14 protein-coding genes are annotated in these 21,893 nt (G+C 35.5%); 9 read left to right on the top strand and 5 right to left on the bottom strand.

From position 1 onward, the window contains the following. The first annotated feature begins 3 nt into the window (after nucleotides 1–3). From ACULEU_RS06460 to ACULEU_RS06420, 9 genes are all read left to right on the top strand, one after another. Complete coding sequence (locus ACULEU_RS06460) at nucleotides 4–3,105, top strand: metallophosphoesterase (protein ID WP_445454629.1); 3,102 nt, start codon at nucleotides 4–6, stop codon at nucleotides 3,103–3,105. Continuing rightward, complete coding sequence (locus ACULEU_RS06455) at nucleotides 3,106–4,332, top strand: restriction endonuclease subunit S (RefSeq protein ID WP_445454628.1); 1,227 nt, start codon at nucleotides 3,106–3,108, stop codon at nucleotides 4,330–4,332. Between the two features lie 241 nt (nucleotides 4,333–4,573). Next, nucleotides 4,574–4,933 (top strand): GIY-YIG nuclease family protein, encoded by a 360-nt coding sequence (locus tag ACULEU_RS06450; protein WP_445454627.1) that lies wholly within the window; start codon nucleotides 4,574–4,576, stop codon nucleotides 4,931–4,933. A 936-nt stretch (nucleotides 4,934–5,869) separates the two neighbouring features. Further along, nucleotides 5,870–8,869 (top strand): type I restriction endonuclease subunit R, encoded by a 3,000-nt coding sequence (locus ACULEU_RS06445; protein WP_445454626.1) that lies wholly within the window; start codon nucleotides 5,870–5,872, stop codon nucleotides 8,867–8,869. A gap of 126 nt (nucleotides 8,870–8,995) precedes the next feature. Beyond that, nucleotides 8,996–9,418, top strand: a complete 423-nt coding sequence (locus tag ACULEU_RS06440; protein ID WP_445454625.1) for a hypothetical protein — start codon at nucleotides 8,996–8,998, stop codon at nucleotides 9,416–9,418. A 48-nt stretch (nucleotides 9,419–9,466) separates the two neighbouring features. Next, complete coding sequence (locus ACULEU_RS06435) at nucleotides 9,467–10,684, top strand: MFS transporter (RefSeq protein ID WP_445454624.1); 1,218 nt, start codon at nucleotides 9,467–9,469, stop codon at nucleotides 10,682–10,684. 92 nt (nucleotides 10,685–10,776) lie between these two features. Then, nucleotides 10,777–11,403 carry an RDD family protein gene (locus tag ACULEU_RS06430; protein WP_445454623.1) on the top strand — a complete coding sequence of 209 codons (627 nt, stop codon included), beginning with the start codon at nucleotides 10,777–10,779 and terminating at the stop codon, nucleotides 11,401–11,403. A gap of 39 nt (nucleotides 11,404–11,442) precedes the next feature. Then, nucleotides 11,443–12,108 carry an ankyrin repeat domain-containing protein gene (locus ACULEU_RS06425; protein ID WP_445454622.1) on the top strand — a complete coding sequence of 222 codons (666 nt, stop codon included), beginning with the start codon at nucleotides 11,443–11,445 and terminating at the stop codon, nucleotides 12,106–12,108. Between the two features lie 184 nt (nucleotides 12,109–12,292). Further along, complete coding sequence (locus ACULEU_RS06420) at nucleotides 12,293–13,426, top strand: tetratricopeptide repeat protein (protein ID WP_445454621.1); 1,134 nt, start codon at nucleotides 12,293–12,295, stop codon at nucleotides 13,424–13,426. Nucleotides 13,427–13,436: 10 nt separating this feature from the next. Here the strand turns inward: ACULEU_RS06420 and ACULEU_RS06415 are convergent, their stop codons facing one another. From ACULEU_RS06415 to ACULEU_RS06395, 5 genes are all read right to left on the bottom strand, one after another. After that, complete coding sequence (locus tag ACULEU_RS06415) at nucleotides 13,437–13,811, bottom strand: methylglyoxal synthase (RefSeq protein ID WP_445454620.1); 375 nt, start codon at nucleotides 13,809–13,811, stop codon at nucleotides 13,437–13,439. A 254-nt stretch (nucleotides 13,812–14,065) separates the two neighbouring features. Next, nucleotides 14,066–14,917, bottom strand: coding sequence for a BadF/BadG/BcrA/BcrD ATPase family protein (locus ACULEU_RS06410; protein ID WP_445454619.1), 852 nt, complete (start codon nucleotides 14,915–14,917; stop codon nucleotides 14,066–14,068). A 203-nt stretch (nucleotides 14,918–15,120) separates the two neighbouring features. Continuing rightward, nucleotides 15,121–16,128 (bottom strand): type I glyceraldehyde-3-phosphate dehydrogenase, encoded by a 1,008-nt coding sequence (gene gap, locus ACULEU_RS06405; protein ID WP_445454618.1) that lies wholly within the window; start codon nucleotides 16,126–16,128, stop codon nucleotides 15,121–15,123. A gap of 65 nt (nucleotides 16,129–16,193) precedes the next feature. Continuing rightward, nucleotides 16,194–17,180 carry a 6-phosphofructokinase gene (pfkA, locus tag ACULEU_RS06400; RefSeq protein WP_445454617.1) on the bottom strand — a complete coding sequence of 329 codons (987 nt, stop codon included), beginning with the start codon at nucleotides 17,178–17,180 and terminating at the stop codon, nucleotides 16,194–16,196. 144 nt (nucleotides 17,181–17,324) lie between these two features. Beyond that, on the bottom strand, nucleotides 17,325–21,764 hold the full coding sequence (locus ACULEU_RS06395) for a translocation/assembly module TamB domain-containing protein (protein WP_445454616.1): 4,440 nt from the start codon (nucleotides 21,762–21,764) through the stop codon (nucleotides 17,325–17,327). Nucleotides 21,765–21,893: the final 129 nt, after the last annotated feature.

Below are 21,893 nucleotides of genomic sequence, written 5' to 3'. Positions count from 1 at the left end.
CCTATGAAAAAAATTAGAATATTACACTTAACTGATTTTCATTTTTCAAATGAAAAAAAAGCTATTCCAAATCAGAATAGATTAATTGACGCAATGCTTAAGTCACTTGAACAAGAAAAGAATAATATAGATTTTCTTTTTTTTACTGGAGATTTGGTAAATAGTGGAAAAGATTTTAAAGACTTTGAAGATGCTGATAAAGTTTTAATACAAGAAGTTTTAGCCTCTTTGAATATTAAAAAAGATGATGTATTTATTTGCCCGGGCAATCATGATGTCAATAGAGGACAAGAACTAGATGATATCAAGGATTCTATTAATAAAATAAAGAGCGATAAAGAATTAGATGGTTATGTTCTTAAGCAAGATGGACGTTCTTTAAAAGCGAGTTTAGCAAATTTTAACAATTATTTGAAATTTCAAAAAGCATTTTATAAAAATGATCAAGATATTTTAGATCCTTTATTTACTGTTCATAAAAGAAAGAAGAAAGATTTACCAATCAACATAACCACAATTAATTCAGCGTGGAGAGCTATTGATTCAAATACCGATTCTGGAAATTTGTTATATCCCGTTCATTACTTGAAAACGGCATTTGAAATAATAAAGAAGGACAATGCATTAAATATTTTACTATTACATCATCCTTTATCTGATTTTAAATATTGGAATCAACAAACATTAGAAGATATTATTTTTAAGGATTATCATCTTATGTTCTCGGGACATACTCATAAAAAAAGAGATACTATTCACGTTGTACCCGAGATTGGAATGTATAGTTGTACATCGCCTGCCACTTTATCCCTAGATGGCAAATCTAAAATAGGATATTCCATAATAGAAATTGATTTAGAAAGTTACAATGTAAAAATTGAAAACAAACTATATCAACAAGATGAAGAAGTGTTTTATTCTTCGACACCACTATATGGACAAATCCCAATTAGTGAAAAAAAACAAATTGAAAATAGATTTAGAGAAACTATTCGAAAAAGATTTAATATTGAATTAGAAAAAGCAAATGATTTATTTCTTTCATATTCTGATAAAAAAGAAAAAAGTAATTTTTTAGATTTATTTACAGACCCGGTTATTGACAATAATTCAATGACACATATAGGTAGTAAAAAATCACAGTCAAAAAAAATACTTTTAAACGAGCTAATTAACTCAAGAGATAATCAAATTCTTTTTGGAAAAGACAAAAGTGGTAAAACAGCCATTTTATATAAAATACTTTTAGATACACTAAATGAATTTAGTATAAACAATATATTACCTATTTACATAAACTGCAAAGAATTAATAAAATCTGAAAACCAAATCGATATAATTAAAACTATTAGGAGCTTTTATGAATTAAGTACTACTGATGCTGAGAAACTCAGTCAAAGTTACCATATTAAAATTCTACTTGACAATTTTAATGAGAATGAAAAACTTATTTTATCTCCTCTTAATGATTACATAACCAAGTTCAAAAACGCTTCAATTATTGCCACCGCTGAAGAAACATTATTAAATGGATTTTCAAATAAAACAATTAATGGAACATTCTTTAACAATAAATTTATTTGGGATATTGGTCGTACTCAAATCAGAACACTTACTAATAAATGGCCAAGTTTATCGGAAGAAAGCCGAGAAATTTTACTTGAAAAAATACAGAAAGTATTCACACAACTTAATATTCCAAATAATTATTGGACAGTTTCACTTTTTATTTGGATTTTTGAAAAAAATGCTGATGCTACCTTTAGAAATAACTTTCAACTCATTGAGCTATACATAGATAATTTATTAGATAAAGAAAGTTTCGTATCCAAAGAGTCAATATATAAAATTGATTTTGAAGACTTTAAAAACTACCTTGGAGAGTTAGCTCACCATTTAGTAGTTGAATACAATTCAAGTAATTACATAATAACATATGTTGACTTAATCAACTTCACTTCTGATTACAAAAAAAGGAATAGAAAATTTGTAATTGAAGTGCAAAGTATAGTTGAAATTATCATTGAAAAAGGTGTGTTGAGAAAAATTGATGATGATAGTTATACGTTCAGACTCAATGGCGTTTTTGAGTATTTCCTTGCTTTTTATATGAAGGATAATATTGAATTTAGAGATGAAATAATTGAAGATGGCCATTTCTATCTATCCTTTGGTAATGAATTTGAGATTTGTGCAGGCTTCAACAGTAGAGACATCGAGTTTGCTAATAAGATTTACAAAAAAACAAAAGAAATATTTAGTCCAATAAATTGTCTCTATGATTTTGAAAAGATTGATTTTCACCTAAAACTAATTATTCAAGACAAATTAAAAATAGATTTAAGGTTACCAGAACTTTTAAAAGATAGTATAAAGCCTATATCTTTAGAAAATCAAGATGTCATTTTTGAGGAAATTACTGGTTTAGATAACAAAAAATTAGCTGAGGTCCAACAAAAAAAGTATTATGAAAAAATTGAGTCTAATTCTGAAAACCTTGAAAAAGCTCTTTTTATACTTTCTCGTGTATTTAGAAACTCAAAATTTAAAGACATTAAGCTAGAGGATGAGATATTTGAATTTATTTTAAATTCATCTTGTACATTAGGTTTTAAATTGATGGAGGAAATTGAGGAAAATAAGCTTGATTATATTAATGACAAAACCACTGAAGAAGATTTAATGAAACTACTGACTCAATTTGTTCCAATTGTTGTTCAGACTTTCTTCTATGATTCATTAGTTCAAAATAACTTGGAAACTATTTTAATAGACAAAATCAAAGAACTCAAAGAAAATTCAAAAGAAAATCAATTTAAACTTTTAATCCTATATTTTTCATTGATAGATTTAAACTTAAAACAAAATCATAAATATATTGATGAAGTAATTGAAATCTTGAATATGGGAGTTTTAAAACAGACTTCTTTGATAAAATTATATATCTACTTAGCTTTAAAAGTTAATGGCAATGAAGCATTAGAAGATAAAATTAAAAAAAGTATAAGAAGCCAAGAGCTAAAAATAGATAGTGACAAGAAAAAGATTGGGCATATTGAACAAAAAATATCAAATGCAAGTAAGATAAACAATCCTAGAAAATAAATGCCAAACAACTGGAAACCATATAAACTTGGAGATATTTCTAAAAACATTTCAAGAAGATTTGATTTTGGAAAGCACAAAAAAGTAATATTTATTAATACTAGTGATGTATCAACAGGTAAGTTTTTGCATAGTGAAATTCGTAATTCGAATGAACTTCCTGGACAAGCAAAAAAGGCAATATTAAATGGTGACATCCTTTTTAGTGAAATTAGACCGCAAAATAAAAGATTTGCTTTGGTAGATTTTGATGCCTCAAATTATGTTGTATCAACAAAATTCATGGTGATTAAATCAAACGATGAACTTGTTGACAATATTTTTTTTTTACAATTACTTACATCTAATGAAAGATTAGAAGAATTACAAAGTATTGCAGAAGGCAGATCTGGCACATTTCCACAAATAACATTCGATGCTATCTCTCATTTAGATTATTTTTTACCACCACTTCCCGAACAACAATCCATAGCCTCCATCCTATCAGCCATAGACGACAAAATCGAAAACAACCTAGCTATCAACAAAACCTTAGAGGAAATGGCTATGACACTATACAAACACTGGTTTGTAGATTTTGGTCCGTTTAAAGATGGTGAGTTTGTAGAAAGTGAATTAGGGTTGATTCCTAAAGATTGGGAGGTTAAACGATTGGATGAAGTTGCTTACAAGCGTGCTGAGAGTTATAAGTTTAAAGGAAAAGAAAAAGTCGTATTTGTGAATACAGGTGATGTTTTAAAAGGTTCCTTTATGCATAACAATTATATGGATGTCGATGAATTGCCTGGTCAGGCAAAAAAAGCTATTTATCCGGAAGATATTTTGTTCAGTGAGATAAGACCAGCTAATAAAAGATTTGCTTATGTTGATTTTGATTCTCAAGAATATGTAGTTTCTACAAAGTTTATGGTCATTAGAAATAATAACTTTATAAACAATAAATTATTGTATCGCATATTAACCAGAGATGAGACAATAGCTGAATTTCAAAATATTGCGGAATCACGGTCAGGTACTTTTCCGCAAATAACATTTGATGCAGTTGGGCATATTCAATTTGCATTACCTACGATTGAAAAGCAAAATGAATTTCAATCTATTGTAGGAAATTGGGAAGAACAGCAAACCAATAATCTGAGAGAAATTAAATCCTTAACGCAACTCCGCAATTCGTTATTACCCAAGTTAATTAGCGGTGAGGTGAGGTTAAAGGAGTTTAGGGAGTAACACTGAGTGTATATTGTCATTCCGACGCAGGAGGAATCACATAACGTTGATACTTCCAACGATGGCAAAGGCAATGAGATGCTTTCTTCGTCAGCATGACAAAAGGGGCTACTGTAAACGATGACAAAGGTAATGAGATGCTTCCTACGTCAGCATGACAAAAGGGGCTACTGTAAATAATGACAAAAGTAATGAGATGCTTCCTTCGTCAGCATGACAAAAGCGAATAAAAAATAATACTATGAACAATACAATGATAGAACATACCGAAGGTTATCATACCTACTATGTCTATATCATTACCAATAGATACCGTTCGACTTATTATGTGGGTATGACAAATGATCTAAATAGAAGATTAATTGAACATCGCAATAATATCAAAAACGGAATAAAGACTTTTGCCTCTAAATATAATCTTGAGTTTTTAGTTTTTTATGAAAAATTCTCTTGGGTACAACAAGCAATTGCCAGAGAAAAAGAAATCAAAGGTTGGCGTAGAGAAAAAAAGCTAGATTTGATTAGAGCATTTAATGAAAATTTTGAATTTTTGAATAGGCATTTTGTTAAGGATGATGCGATTCCTCCTTCGTCGGAATGACAATTAGAGACCAGTTTTGTCATTTCGACGAAGGAGAAATCACATAACGCCAATAGAAAAAAATAACTAAAATAATGGGATGCTTCCTGCGTCAGCATGACAAAACGAATCGTGTAATTTGTCATTTCGACGAAGGAGAAATCACATAACGCCAATAGGAAAAAATAACTAAAATAATGAGATGCTTCCTGCGTCAGCATGACAAAACGAATCGTGTAATTTGTCATTTCGACGAAGGAGAAATCACATAATGTCAATAGGAGAAAATAACTAAAATAATGAGATGCTTCCTGCGTCAGCATGACAAAACGAATCGTGTAATTTGTCATTTCGACGAAGGAGAAATCACATAATGTCAATAGGAGAAAATAACTAAAATAATGAGATGCTTCCTGCGTCAGCATGACAAAACGAATCGTGTAATTTGTCATTTCGACGAAGGAGAAATCACATAACGCCAATAGAAAAAAATAACTAAAATAATGAGATGCTTCCTGCGTCAGCATGACAAAACGAATCGTGTAATTTGTCATTTCGACGAAGGAGAAATCACATAACGCCAATAGAAAAAAATAACTAAAATAATGAGATGCTTCCTGCGTCAGCATGACAAAACGAATCGTGTAATTTGTCATTTCGACGAAGGAGAAATCACATAATGTCAATAGGAGAAAATAACTAAAATAATGGGATGCTTCCTGCGTCAGCATGACAAAACGAATCGTGTAATTTGTCATTTCGACGAAGGAGAAATCACATAACGCCAATAGGAAAAAATAACTAAAATAATGAGATGCGTCCTTCGTTAGCATGACAAAACGAATCGTGTAATTTGTCATTTCGACGAAGGAGAAATCACATAACGCAAACACAAAGAAGATAAGATTCCTCTATAGTTTTACAACAAGACGGAATGATAAACATAAAAGCAAAAAGATGACCACAGAAGCACTCATAGAACAAGCTACGATCGACTGGCTCACTGACTTGGGATATACCCATATCAAAGGTCCTGACTTGCCCGAGAATGCCAGTGCCGTTATTCTAAAAGGGCAACTGTTGTCGTTTATTCAAAAACAATACCCTCATTTGCCTGAAGAAATTCAACACTTGGCCGTGGCAGACTTCTGTAATAATGCCGGTGCCGACTTAGCGTATCGCAACCGTGCTTTTCATTTAAAACTGACCAAAGGGTTAGACTATGAATATAAAGATGCTGAGGGTAATGAAAAAGCGGTACACCTCTACCCGATTGACTTTCAAAATCCTTTGAACAATACGTTTTGGGTGGTGAATCAGTTTAGTATTGTAGGCAAAAACAAACGCCGCCCTGATATTATCATATACATCAATGGGATTCCGTTAGTCTTGTTTGAACTCAAGAATTGGTTTGATGAAAACACTACTATTGCCGAAGCCTTCAATCAAATACAGCATTACACCAAAGACATTCCACTCTTGTTTGAATTCAATGCCCTATCTATCATAAGCGATGGCAACGAAGCCCAACATGGGATGTTCAACGCCAACACCGAATGGTATGCGGCATGGAAAAGCATAGACGGTACAACCATCATTGAGGATGATTTTCAAATGCACACGCTGATTCACGGTTTGTTTCCAAAAGATCGACTACTCAATTATATCAAAAACTTTGTCTTCTTTGAAGACCACAACGGCACCTTGACAAAAAAAGGCGCCAAATACCATCAGTTCTTTGGAGTGAACTTTGCTGTAGAAGCTGCCAAGAGAGCCATCAAGCCTTTTGGAGACGGACGTATTGGGGTGATTTGGCACACTCAGGGAAGCGGTAAAAGTATCTCGATGGCCATCTATGCCGGAATACTAAGAAGCTTACCCGAGTTGAAAAATCCAACAATAGTGGTGCAAGTGGATAGAAGTGATTTGGATTTTCAGTTGTATGAAAACTTTGTGTTGGCCAAAGACTTAGTTGGTGATGTACAACATGCAGACTCAACAGATGATTTACGACGCTTATTATCTGCCGGAAGCGGTGGTGTAATCTTCACTACCATCGAAAAGTTCCGATTAAAAATGGGCAATGACAACCAACTGGGCGAAACCGAACATCCTATTCTATCCGAACGAGATAACATTATTGTGATGGCTGATGAAGCCCACAGAACCCAATATGGATTATTAAGTGGTTTTGCATCTAATTTACGTATGGCCTTGCCTAATGCTTCGTTTATAGGATTTACAGGAACGCCTGTTGACAGCAAAGATGCCGACACACAAGAAGTATTTGGAGAAACCATACACATTTACGATATCAAACAAGCGGTAGACGATAAAGCTACGGTGCCTATATACTACGAACCCAGGTTAGCCAAGCTGCATTTGTGGAATGAAAACCTCGATGCCGAAGTAGATGCCATTACCGCTGATGTAGAAGACGACAGCAACCTTAAGTGGGCCGCTATAGAAGATGCCGCTGGTTCAGAAGAACGGGTAACCAAGATTGCTAAGGATATCCTAAACCATTTTAAAAACCGAACGGCTACCCTACCCGGTAAAGCTATGGTAGTTTGTATGAGCCGACGCAATTGCGTAAAAATGTATGATGCCCTCAAAGCTATTGAAGGCTGCCCTGAAGTAGCCGTAGTAATGACCGGAAACATCTCAAAAGACCCAGTAGCATGGAACGAACACTTCAGAACGCAGGATGCTGCAGAAGCATTAAAAAAACGTTTTAAAAATCCGAAAGACCCTTTAGAAATAGTAATTGTCCGCGATATGTGGTTGACTGGTTTTGACGCTCCATGTGTACATACGATGTACATCGACAAGATCATGAAAGGACATAGTTTAATGCAGGCTATTACCAGAACCAACAGAGTATTTAAAGACAAACCATCGGGCGTTATTGTAGATTATATCGGTATAGGCGACTTATTAAAATCGGCAACCAATAAATATACAGGAGGTGGTGGTAAAGGCAAACCTACCATTGATATCCGACAGGCTTTAGAAATGTTTTACAATCAAATAGCAATTTGTAAATCATTACTACCCGAAGCAATAGACTATGCTAATTGGAAAGGTTTACGTGATGGGGATAAAGTACTGTTGGTTAGGAAAGCCTTGAACAGTATTATAAAATATGATGAGGAATCCAATCTGTTTATGCTAGAGGAAAAGAAACTTACAGGTTTACTGTCAATCGTAAAATCGCAACCTGAAATACAAGAGTTTGCAGTAGATGTTTTGTTTATGCAACATCTGTCAAAAGCTATTAGAAATGCAAAAACGGTAAAAGGAACCAAAGGCAATCAGAAAGAGCAAATAAAAGATTTAATCAGCCGTAGCATAGAGTCAGACGACATAGTAGATGTTTTTGCCATGGCAGGATTAGAGCGTGCTGACATATCTATACTGAATGAAGAATTTCTTTTGGGAGCCAAACAAGAAAAAGATAGCATTGACATTAAAATAGCGTTATTAAAAGCCATCTTACTTGATGAGGTAAAGTTACGACTGCACAAAAACATTAAAAAGTATACTTCACTTAAAGAGGAATTAGAAAAAGTATTAGAGAACTATCACAAGAACGCCATTGATTCCTATACTACCATAGCTGAACTGATAGAACGGGCCAAACAATTACAAGAAGAAGACCACAGAACTAAGGAATTGGGATTGAGTGATGAAGAGTTAGCCTTTTATGACATTCTAGCTTCTAAAAAAGAAATCATCAACCAAACCGGATTGATTCAAGAGGTAGTTCATAACGTAGTAAAAGCGGTAAAAAGCAATCTGCAAATAGATTGGATGAATAAGGAAGATGCCAAAGCAGCAATTCGCCTAGCGGTCAAAAAAGAACTCCGAGGTAAAGTAAAAATAGAAGAGCTAAATGATATTTTGGCTGAGATTATGGAGCAGGCAGAAGGACAGTTTAGTGAGTGGAGGGCTTAACCCCCGCTCCGCAAAGTCCTCATACTTTGGGATTAATACTATTTACCAAATTTTTTGTAATCTAATTTGTATATTAGCTATAGCATAAATAGGAAAGTAAAAACTATATGCTATTTAACAGCAACTATGAGAAACACTCTTTTACTATTTAGTATCTTGTTTTGTCTCCAATCAGAGGCTCAAGACAATCTGAATTGTTATATAATTAAAGGGAAACTAGAAAAAAACGACACTTTTAAAAGAGATTGCGGTGATCAATATCCAACTAAAATTGCTGTTGTTATAGAAATTACGCTAACAAACTCCGAAGATATTAAGAGATTTGGCGAGAAACTTTATGTTGCCGAAATTTGTCCTCAAGTACCAAGTGATAGTTGGTTCGACGATAAAGAATACGATATCGAAATTCGTGATCGTCAGATGTGGAAATGGGAAATTACGATATTAAACGCGCACCTTTTTGAAAAAAACAAGGATAAAAAAGAATACTGGCTGGAAAATGTATGCTGTAAATATCGTAAAATAAATCCATGCTATCCAAATAACTAACCCACTCCACAAAGTCTTCAGAATCTTAGAATAAAGACAAACCACAATATGAGCAAAACAACAAGCCCGCCCAAATACAACAAAACCATTTTTATGTATGCCGCCTCCAGAGCGTTGGAACGAGGGGCTTATTATGGCATGAGGAGTATCATCGTACTGTATATGATTAATGGTGCTTTTGCCATTTCAGAATCGGATACCCTGCAAATGTATGGTTGGTTTATTCCAAGCTTCATAGCTGCCGGTGTCATTGGTGCTATTTTTGGCGATTTTGTACTCGGCAACAGAAAAGCACTTTTAGCAGGAGCGATTCTGATGACCTTGGGCTTTTTTGTGTTGTGTATTCCGAGTAAAGCGCTTTTTTTTAGTGGTATTGGTCTTATCCTACTTGGCAGCGGACTCTACACTCCTAACCTACTGGCGCGTTTCGGCAAACAATTTTATGACAAACCCGAGCTTACCGATGGAGGCTTTTCCCTACTTTATGTACTTATTAATGCCGGAGCCGCATTAGGTATTTTGGTCATTTCGCTGTTTGGTTTTCAAAACTTTACTACAGGATTTGTAATCAGTGGTGTACTCATGCTGGGCGCTACGTTACTGGCTTTTTTTGCTAACGATAGCACTTCCAATACGGTACAACCTGCCTCGAAATATAATAACGCCTACAGTGCCCTTGTCATTGTAACAACCATACTCGGAGTGGGATTTTTTTGGTATTTATATGACCAATCCTATGATAACCTCTATTACCTTCAGATGAAAATAGCCGATGTTAATTCGAACTACACTCCAGTGTTTTGGCAAACGCTTTCGTCTGGTTTGAGTATCATTTTAGGGATTATGGTGGCGGTAGTCTATTCTTTTTATTACGTGAACCGAAGTCTGAAATTAGCTATTGGACTGTTCCTAGCCGCACTTGGTTTGGTTACTGCCTTGTTCATTGCACTTCCGGTATCGCAAGGGAGTATCGGAATCATGGCGATAGTGCTACTTCTTTTAAGTATGGCCGAGTTAGTAATGGCCCCTGTTATTTACGGTTTAATCACGCAAAGAACAGCACCCCAGTTCCTGGCTTTGGTCATGAGTTTGACCTTTATCCCCATGACCCTATTCAAAACGGTTATGCCTTATTTTTTTTCAGATACCCTCACTTCAGAAATGACTTCTGTAAAAGTAGGTGCTGCATTGATTGCTTTGATGGGTAGCATTGCCTTAGTAATTTGGATGGTGAAAAAAAATAGTAACCAAAAAATAGTAACTTGAGCCCGATTGCGCAGGTCTAGAGAGCTTGCTTGACAAAACACAGTTAATTAAGAACAGATTCCCGCCTACGCGGGAAGCATAAACCATAAACCATGACCACCAACAAAATCCCTCTTTACATCGACAATCCCAATTACAGCCTCTACGGAAATCTGGGCGAACGCATCGCTGCCGGACTTTTAGATGGTGTATTTCTGGCTCCGGCAACAATTGTAATGATGTATTTTAATAGTATGGATTTGTATAACTTCTATTATACGTTTGTGATCACACAACTGATTATCTTGGGCTACTACCTCTATCTACCCATGCGTTATGGTGCTACTCCGGGAAAACGGGTTATGGGACTAACAATTTTAAAATTGGATGGGTCAGCACTATCCTATCGCGATGCTTTTTTAAAACACCTACCCATGCTCTTCATGGGATTGTTTGCCTTTGTAGTGCAATGTTTTGCTATGGCATCGGCAGATGCAACAACGTTTAACAGTTTGTCATGGATAGAGCAATCTAAATATTTACAATCCGTTGGTACCTTTCCTTCATGGATACAGCTAACAGTCATCTACAGCTACTCGCTGTCCAATCTGCTTCTTGTATGGAAAAACAGTCGAAGCAGAAGTATAAGCGATTGGGTTGCCGGTACAGTGGTAGTTTACACCAAATGTTTGGCGAAGATTGAAGAATATAAGACTAAGGAGGAAGCACCTCAGGAATAACTACTTATAATGGAAACCAGTATCTAATCAGAACACAATATGCGAAAGTTATTGTTATGCACATTCCTTATCAGTTCCTTATTAGCTTTTGCCCATAAAGACAGATGGGACGAACATCGGGAGCATTGGTCACCTCTAATGCTTTCTATTTATAAGGGGAAAACCAAAAAGTTCCTGAAGTTACTAGAACAAAATGCCGATGTCAACTATGTTGCTCCGAACACACTTGGCTTAACTGCATTGGATGTTGCCATTCTCGTTAACAACGAAAAAGCAATACTAGCTTTGCTGGAAACCAAGAAAATCAAAAGTTTAAATGAAAGTTTGTTTACGGCTGCCGCTGGTGAAAATGCTTCAATAGTTTTACTATTACTGCGCTACGGTGCCAATCCCAATGCTTTAAGATGGGCAGGACAGACCGTTCTTTCGTATGCAGTAAGTTCAGGTTCGATCGAAATAGTGGAAAGTTTACTCCATAACGGCGCCGCTATAAATCAGGCCAACAGTAACGGAATGACCCCATTAATAATGGCTGGCTATGGCTCTAAAGTCGAAAAAATAAAGTTGCTGATGCAGTATGGCGCGGATAAAAACCCGAGAGATGCCAGAGGATTTACAGCTTTAGAGTACTTCAATAAATATTGCGACATCCGAAAAGTAAGTGACCTACATAAAGCCGAGATAAGAGAACTGCTACAAGAGTAAAGCTAAAGCTGGTAACGCAATTTCAAGTAACCCCGCTCCCTCTGCTATCGGGACAACTATCGGGACCAAACTTTGAAGAACAGGTACCCATTTATCCAAAAAAAATATATATTTACACAACAATTCATCTGCCCCGGTAATTGCTTAACCTCAACAATACTATAGCCTATCTTAAAAAGCTATTATGAGAAAAGTAACGCTATTGATTTTCAATGCCTTGCTCTATACCGTGGTCAGTACTGCGCAAACCACTTTTGCTGAGTTATACAATAACAAAGATTATGAAGCACTTAGCAAACTGGGAGAAAACGACAGCACACTGAATGGCGAAGAGTTGTACAGGGTTGGCTATGCGTTCTTTCAACTGGAAAAAGACGAAAAGGCCGTCGAGTTTTATGATAAAGCCATTGCCAAAGGACATGATAATGGGCCGACTCATTTTTTTAAAGGGGTATCACTTACCTATCTTCAAAAATATGATGAGGCCATAAAAGAAATTGATCTTGCCTTAAAAAAGGAACCCAACAATCAAGAATACATGAACCAAAAGGGCTTAATCTACCGATCAAAGGGTCTGGAAGATAAAGCGCTTGACTATTTTGAAGAAGCGACTCGATATCCTAATACCTATGGAGAACCGTTTTTTTGGGTGGCTTATATTTACCACGGAAAACAGGATTTAGAAAAAGCCTTAAAAAGCTATTATATAGCCGTAGAAAAAGTTCCACAACACAATAGTTATTATATCACAACCTTGCACAGTATTGGTCAACTGGAATATACGTTTACCCAAAATTATAAAAAATCGGCACTAGCGTATGCAGCGGCGATAGCCCTAAAGCCAAAAGATTACAAATGGTATCCGAAACTGATTAAAGCGTATAATGCAGCCAAGGACTACGCCAAAGCCGATGAGGTTTTTAAGCAGCTGCAAACAGCCTATGCCAACAAGGAACTCGTAGAAGCAGAATGGAAATCGAAACTGATCTCCATCGATGAATATGAATGGAACAAACAAAAACTGAATGTATTTAAATCTTTAGAAAACCCCAAGAAGGTTTTGGATCTGACGTATAAGGTACATCTTTTAGACAAAGCCGGAGATAAAATAGAACGTGTATTCACGGTGGAAAAGACCATACAAACCTCTGGCGGCAATAAACATGTACTTTGCGAGCAACAAACAGATTTGCATTTTACGTATCCATATGGCTGGAAAACGGATGTTATCCCACTAGAAGACTTAAAAAAGGCGGTTGCCCTCATACTCGATGGAAAACTACAGCATAATGCTACGTCGAGTCCTAATGGGAAGTAGCTTCACAAAATTACTTCATTTCATCCAAACCCAACAATAACAATTGCGCTGTAGCCTCGTTGGTGGCCAGTGGAACATTATGCACATCACAGATTCGGATTAACATACTGATGTCGGGTTCGTGGGCGTGACTGGAATTAGGGTCTTTAAAAAACAATACCATTTTGGTTTTTCCTTCTGCAACACGAGCTGCAATTTGGGCATCGCCCCCCATAGGGCCAGACAGCATTTTTCTAACTTTAATACCGACGGCTTCTACTTTACTGCCGGTGGTTCCTGTAGCAATCAATTTGATGTTTTCTTTGGCCAGCAAGGATTTGTTTTTATTGATAAACTGAACCATATCGGCTTTTTTACCGTCATGAGCAATAATAGCTATTTCCATAATGTGTGATTATTTAACCGCAAAGGTCTCAAAGTTTTTCGCAAAGTACACAAAGAAAAAAGCCTACTGTTATAAGTAGTCCTCTTCTTAATCTCAAACATGTGCGATAATGGCTATTTCGATAATGCGTGATTATTTAACCGCAAAGGTCGCAAAGTTTTTCGCAAAGTACACAAAGAAAAAAGGCCTACTGTGAGTAGACCTTTATAAAGTTTCTCGAACACCCGCCAAAGCGGACACTCGAAGTGACGCAACTATTTATTCAAAACATGGTATGCAATTAAACCATCAATGGGTCTTCGCAATACATTGCCTATTGTTATTCCGTGTTTGCTCAACACTTCTGTTAATTCGTCTTTAAGATAAAACGCGATGGAGCCCACAAAATGCACTGGAATATCTTTGTAGTTATCAAATTGCTTGATATAATTATCTACAAATTCTTCCATTTCGGCATAAATGTATTTTTTGCAGAATTCGGTATCCTTATGCTTAATCAAAAACTTGGCAAAAGTGGCCAAATAAGCATTCGGATTGGGTTCTTTGTATAAATTGTGTTTGATATAATCAGGGTCAATATTGTACTCTTCTTCAAATTCTTGTGCTAATTCTTTAGGCATTTTGTTAAAGGAATACCCTCTAAGCAAATGTCTGCCAAAACGGTTACCCGAACAATCATCCATAGCTATATAGCCTAATGACTGTACTTTTTGATGCAACACCTTTCCGTCAAAATAGCTGCAGTTGGAACCTGTTCCGAGGATACAAACTATAGCTTCTTCATTTTTTGGGGTTGTAGCGTATACCGCAGCATACGTATCTTCATGAACCGAGATTACAGCATTAACAAAATATTTTTGAAACACCTCGGCTAGGAAATTTTTCATTCGGTCCGTGCCACAACCGGCACCATAAAAGAAAAGATGGCTTGCTTTGTCTTTGTTGTGTGAAATATCAAATTTATCTTCTAAGCGATTGATAATTTCATCCTTTTCTAAAACTTCGGGATTTAAACCCAACGTTTGTGTAGTGAAAAGTACTTTTCCGTTATCATCAATGGCAATCCAATCGGCTTTAGTAGATCCACTATCAACTAGTAATTTCATAGTTTAGAATTAATTTCAGAGAATAGATGATAGACTGATAGATGATAGACTGCTAATTGCCTACAACTAATACTTCCTGATCCTTCCCTGTATTGGTTTAGTTAGTTATTTGTTTTTATATAAAAAAAGATGATAAATAAAAACGAAGATATAGAATATTATTCTATTATCTATCCGTCTATTATCTATCATCTATTTCTAAATTATAATCCAGCGATATGCACTGATAAATCAATTAGTTTGCTAGAATAACCATATTCATTATCATACCATGACACTAATTTGAAGAAGGTTGAGTTCAGGCCAATTCCGGCTTTAGCATCTACAATTGAAGTTCTGGAATCAGAAATAAAATCCTGAGAAACCACATCGTCTTCTGTGTATCCTAGAATTCCTTTCAATTCATTTTCCGAAGCTTTTTTCAATACGGCCATGATTTCTTCATACGAAGTTTCTTTGGCTACTTTTACAGTTAAATCCACTACAGAAACGTCTATTGTTGGCACACGGAAAGACATTCCGGTTAATTTTCCGTTTAATGCTGGAATCACTTTTCCAACGGCTTTTGCAGCCCCTGTAGAAGATGGAATGATGTTTACGCTTGCAGCACGACCACCTCTCCAGTCTTTTTTAGACGGACCGTCAGCAACCATTTGAGTTGATGTTGAAGCGTGCACGGTTGTCATCAATCCTTCTACGATTCCGAAATTATCATGGATTACTTTAGCTAATGGAGCCAAGGCATTCGTGGTACAAGAAGCATTAGAAACTACGGTATCAGTAGCTTTTGCTTCTAGGTGATTTACTCCCATAACAAACATTGGTGCATCAGCTGAAGGCGCAGAAATAATTACTTTTTTTGCTCCACCATCAATATGGGCTTTAGCGGTATCAATTGTAGTGAAGATTCCGGTACATTCTGCTACTACATCTACATCCACATCTTTGTCATCCCATTTGATTAATTTTGGATCTCTTTCTGCAGTAACACGGATAAATTTATCGTTTACATAAAGTTTTCCGTCTTTTACTTCTACTTTTCCGTTAAAACGACCGTGTACTGAATCATATTTTAGTAAGTAAGCCAAATGATCTACATCTAATAAATCATTGATAGCGACTACTTCTACATTATCTCTGTTAAAAGTTTCTCTAAATACTATTCTTCCAATTCTTCCGAAACCGTTTATTCCTAATTTTACTTTTGACATTTTTTTATTTGCTTTAGGCTTGATGCCGATTAATTTTTAATTCGTGATTTGTAATTTGTAATTGATTACGTTGACATGATATCAGAAACTCTCAATAATTCCTGATCTATTTCTGAATGTCCTTTGATGGCATTTTCTAAGGGAGTCAAGGCGACAGTATCATTTAAAATTCCCACCATATAATTGGATTTGCCTTCTAATATTGATTCTACAGCTTTAACACCAAGACGCGAAGCCAAAACTCTGTCGTAGCATGATGGTGCTCCTCCTCGTTGCATGTGACCTAATACAGAAACGCGGATATCATATTCGGGTAAATGCTCTTCGATATAATCCTTAAGTTCAAATACGCTCTTCCCTATTTTATCACCTTCGGCAATGACTACGATACTGGATGATTTTCCGGAAGCTTTACTTTTGCGAAGTGATTCTAGTAATCGTTCTAATCCTAAATCTTGTTCCGGAATAAGAATCTCTTCGGCACCAGCACCGATTCCAGCATTTAAAGCGATATGTCCGGCATCTCTTCCCATTACTTCGACTAAGAAAAGTCGGTTGTGCGAACTGGCTGTGTCTCTGATTTTATCAATACAATCAACAACAGTGTTCAATGCCGTGTCAAACCCTAAGGTGTGGCTGGTACCAAAAATATCGTTATCAATCGTACCCGGAATTCCCATTACTGGGTAGCCAAACTCGTTATTAAAAACTTCAGCTCCGGTGAACGTTCCGTCTCCACCAATCACCACTAAGGCGTCAATGCTAGCGTTCACTAAATTTTGATGGGCTTTTTTTCGACCTTCAGTAGTCATAAAATCTTTAGAACGAGCCGATTTTAATATTGTTCCACCTTTATTAACGATATTATTAACGCTACGAGGTCCCATTTCTTTAAAATCGCCTTCAATCATTCCTTGATAGCCTCTATAAATACCAATACATTCAATATTGTGATAGGCACAAGTTCTCACTACAGAACGAATGGCTGCATTCATTCCGGGAGAATCACCTCCAGAAGTTAAAACACCTATTTTTTTTATCGTTTTTGACATTTTTTTAAGTATTAAAATGTAAAATTAGCAAACAACAACCATTGTTTAACCCACTTTATTACTATATTAATAATAACAGGTCAAATTCAATCGTTTTCGTTGATAAGTTTTTGGGTTATTAAATTTTAAGAGATGAAATCCTATCTATTCATCGGTTGGAACCGCTTCTTTATTTTGCGATGGCACCTCTTTTTTATCTTCCTTTTTGTCTTTATTTCCTTTGAAACGGAGGTTTTCAGGAAGAGAATCATCGTGTAGTTGACTGTTTGTAGGTACTTTTTCTATTTTGGCATTTTTAAAAATCTTATTGACCAATTCCTTTAATGTATCAAAATCAACTTCATATGACATTCCGATTCCTTGTGTATAGCCAATTCCTTGACCGATAAAGGTAATATCGTTTTCTTTGTTAAACACTCTCAAATTCAGCGTTCCATCAGGATTTACGCGATACTGTACTTCTAAATCGCCAACGATAGCTGTTTCGGTAATGCCTCCAATTGGAACACCTACTTTACCATTCACGGTAATTCTATCGTTTATTTTAGAGGATACGGTTACTCCAAAACGCCCATCGGTTTGTTGTCCGGGCGTTCTATCTGCCACCACATATTCGGGTGCAATAGAAATTTTATCATTATCTCCCGAAAAGATGTCACTAAATAAACTACTGGCCTTTTCGAACAAATTATTGGATAACTGACTTTGATTTACCCCTTCCTGACTCAAGAAACTCCCTGTAGAAAGCAAGTATAAAGCTTGCGTTTGACGGGTATCTTTATCATCTAATTTGTATTGTAATTCCGATTTTAAAGAACTTCCAATGGTTGGGAAATTGATGTTGAAATCGGGTTCTGGATTGGTCAGACTACCTTTGACTCCAATGACTACCTCGACATCTACTTTTTTGTTAAACGATGGATTATCAATCAGCACTGCCGGATTTGCAGTAGTGGTATATATGGCTTCTAAATTAAGTGTAGCCGCCATTGGATCACCGGACCAGTTGATAAAGCCTCCTTTTTTAACTTTAAAATCTTTACCGATTAGACCGCCATATTTGAAATTATACGACCCGGAAACCACCGAAAAATCGCCAAACATTTCAAACTTCCCTAAAGTATTGATTCGGAATAAAAGTGTACCGTTTCCTTTACCTTTCATTCCGTGACCGCTTTCCCTATTTAAAATCACTTCTATGTTGGCTATTTCAGTAATTTCAAAGTTAAACGCTAACTCTAATCCGTTCGTGTTTTTGGGTTGGATGATATTATCTTTTAAGCGTTTGGCTTTTTCTTCTGGAGTAACAAAATGAATGTATTTGCTGTCCTCAACAGCTTCAGCATCATTAATCGGAATTTTGATGTCGGTTCCTTTGGCGGATTCGGCATCCACTTTAATCATTAGATTTTCTGTAGGTCCTTTTATTGTGGCTGAACCATCCATAAACGCCGTTCCATAATAGGCTGCATCTTCCTGATCAACTGTATTTAAGGCCAACAATCTGTTCGAATTGATGGCTAAATCCAATTGCCAATCGCCAAATTGTTTGTGCTTGATGAAACCACTCAGACTTCCTTTGGTTTTGAACTTAGTATCGGTAATATCAGTCTCTCGGATGATAAATTTACTTTCGGTAACATCTACAATCGAATTCGCATCAAAAACATAATCACAACCCAAATACGGAATTGTCAATCCAGCATTATTGATAAAAAGTCTTCCGTTATAATCGAGTTCATTAAAATTGCCATCAATTCTTGCATTACCAGAGGCAAATCCTCTGATGTTTGTTATAACATCGCCACCAATTTTGCCTAAAACGCCAAGATTAAATTTATCAAAATTCAAATCGATGTCCAATAACGTTTGATTATCTACAATTTGGATATCTCCTTTGGCACTAAAGGCTTCTACATTTTCGTTTTCCAGATTGGAATTCAAATAAAATTTGGTCAGACTTTCATCGCCTTCTATATCTAAATTCAACTTGCCCAAGGCAATATCATTGACTTTAAGACTATCAATCCGAAGCGTTGACGTAGGCTGAAAAATAGTGTTGTTTTGTTTGAAATTGATTTTCCCGTTCAGATTTCCATCAAATTTAAATTTCTCCACATCGGGTGTGACCTTATTCAGATTGACATTCTCAAAAGTCAACTGTAAATCCTTATTTTTCTGGCCATTCCATAAACCCACAAAATTGATACGCTCGTTACCATGCGAAACGATTAAATCCTGAAAAGAGAAATTGCTCAACTTTTTATCAAACACAATCTTATTGTTGTCTGTACTTTCATTTTCATTCAAAAACCACAAATAATCCTTGAACTGCAATTCCGATTTGTTAAAACCAACTACATTTTTGTTGTCATTATTAATGGTGTGATAAAAATTCAGATTGTAAAAATCATTGCCGTTTTTACCGCCTTTGAATTCGGTTCTGAACTGTAGCGTATCGTTTGAAAACGTATTAATCATACTAAAATCACGCACTTTATAATGCTTCGTTTTTATCGAATCTAATTGAACATAGGCGTTGTATAGTGGATTTCTATTGTCCACCTGAATCAAAATATTATCAAACGTATTTTCATATGCAATGACTTGAGGCGATATGAAATCAAGTTTGAAATTCTTACTGTCAGAGCTGATGTTTCCTTTCAGTTTCGTGCTTTTGGCTAATGAAATATCGGGGTTAAAAATCTCAATAATCTTACTGTTCAAATCAAAATCAAATTTCAGATATTGATTCGGTAAAACTTTATTAGGCTTATAATTGGCATAAAAAGTTCCCAATGAGTTTTCTACCATTTTTTGCAATTGATTGAACTTGTATTTACCAATAACAGAACCTTCAATCGCGTCTGGAGAGCTTATCGTAATGGCTCTTTCACCATTGGCGTCAAAAACCGAGGAAGCCGTGAGATAGTCCAAGAAATACAGGTCTTTTTTATTTTGATACGACGCATTGCTTAGTACCAAATCTCCTTTCAGATTATCAAAAGAATTTCCAGTAGCTAGTACCCTAATATCACCTTTGAACACAGAAATAGAATCTTTTATAAAATTCAGCTTCACCAAATTCGCGTAATCAATTTTGGAATGAAAGTCATACACATTTTCTTTTTTAGACAAATCCAAAATACCGTTAAAATCCATAAAAAGATTAGGATCATTTATATAAAATTTTCCTTTAAAAATGGGCTGTTTGAAACTTCCGTCTACGATAATTTTGGTATAATTATAACCGTTGTATTTCAACTGAAAAACATCCCCAACAAAAGAAGTATTGAGGTACTTTTGTGTAAATCCTTTTCCGTCTACATCCAAATTCATACTCACTTTTCCGATACTTTTATCATTGAGCATAGCACCAATATCAAAAGCATCCAAAATGATATTTCCATGGTATTTGGCATTGTCGATATTATCAATATGAGACATGTGTAAATCCGACTCGATGATTCCCAGTGCCGTATTCATCATAAAATCGGCGTTGATATATTGCTGCGTCAATTCTACATCTCCAACAAAATTAAATTGCCCCAGTTTTTGTAAAGATGTCGGAAGTTTTTTTCCTAAAATATTGGGTAATAGCTTGGTTAAATCGGCATAATTAGAGGAAATCCGCCTAAAGTTTCCTTTCATATAAAATTTACCCGGACTTCTCGGAAAAAGGTTTTTGAAATTAACATCGCCTTTGATGGTTGAGAACTTATAATCTCTTAAATCAAGATTCGTAGCATAGAAATTATTCAGTGTTCCTTTGACTTTTGATTTTAGGGAAAAGCGCTGATTTTTATCCAATTCACTATAAAAATAACGGATATCATTGGTTGCCAAAGTGGAGCTATCGATGGCTACGTCAAACTTGACACGGTTATTAAAATCGCTAAAGTCTTTGTTATCTCTGTTATAACTTAATACTACACGACCATTTAAATACGATTCTTTTGTAGAAACGTGTAATTTATCAAGCGTGATGCTCTTTTTGGTGTAGGCAAATCCAGCCTTCAAATTCTCTACTTGCACACCACGATGGTCATGGAAAGCCATTCTGTCAATCTGAGTGGTAACATCCGGACCATGGATTTTAAAATCTTTCAGATGCGCCTCTAGTTTAGTAAAATCAACATCTTTTGGATTCGCTCTGTTATAATCCAACATTGCAAAACGACTTTTGGTGAGGTAAATATTTTTGGAAGTCATTAAAAACTTTCCACTGGCTTTTTTTCCATCATCAAATGCTGCCACAAACTTATCCAGATTGGTTTCTTTTTCGCCTTTATAATGGATAATTTGAAGATAAAAACTATCTAGACGCAAATCGCCAAAAAATAATTGTCCGTCCACCAACTTTTTAAAATCAAGCACACTAGTTTTAATCCTTTCAGAAAAAATCAGCGTGTCGTTATGATGGTCTAAAATCAGGACTTTTTTGAGTTTAACGCCACCAAAAAAAGTTACGGCAACTTCGTCAATATTGATGTTGGTGCCGTATTCCTTGTTGAGTTTGTCGGTAGCATAATGCGCAATTTTGGTTTGCACCACTGGTAAAGACAGTGCAATACTGATCAACAACAATAGGAGAATCAGCGCAATAATAGTGCGAAAAAGTATTTTTCTAAATTTTTTAAAACCCTTATTTGTTTTAATTTGCTCCAATTATTATTCTGACTTGGGAAAGAAAATTACCTTTGTAAAAATCTT

This window comes from Flavobacterium sp. 25HG05S-40, from assembly GCF_052654735.1.
The sequence above is the reverse complement of the archived record's forward strand: the minus strand, read 5'-3'. Positions and strand labels throughout refer to the sequence as shown.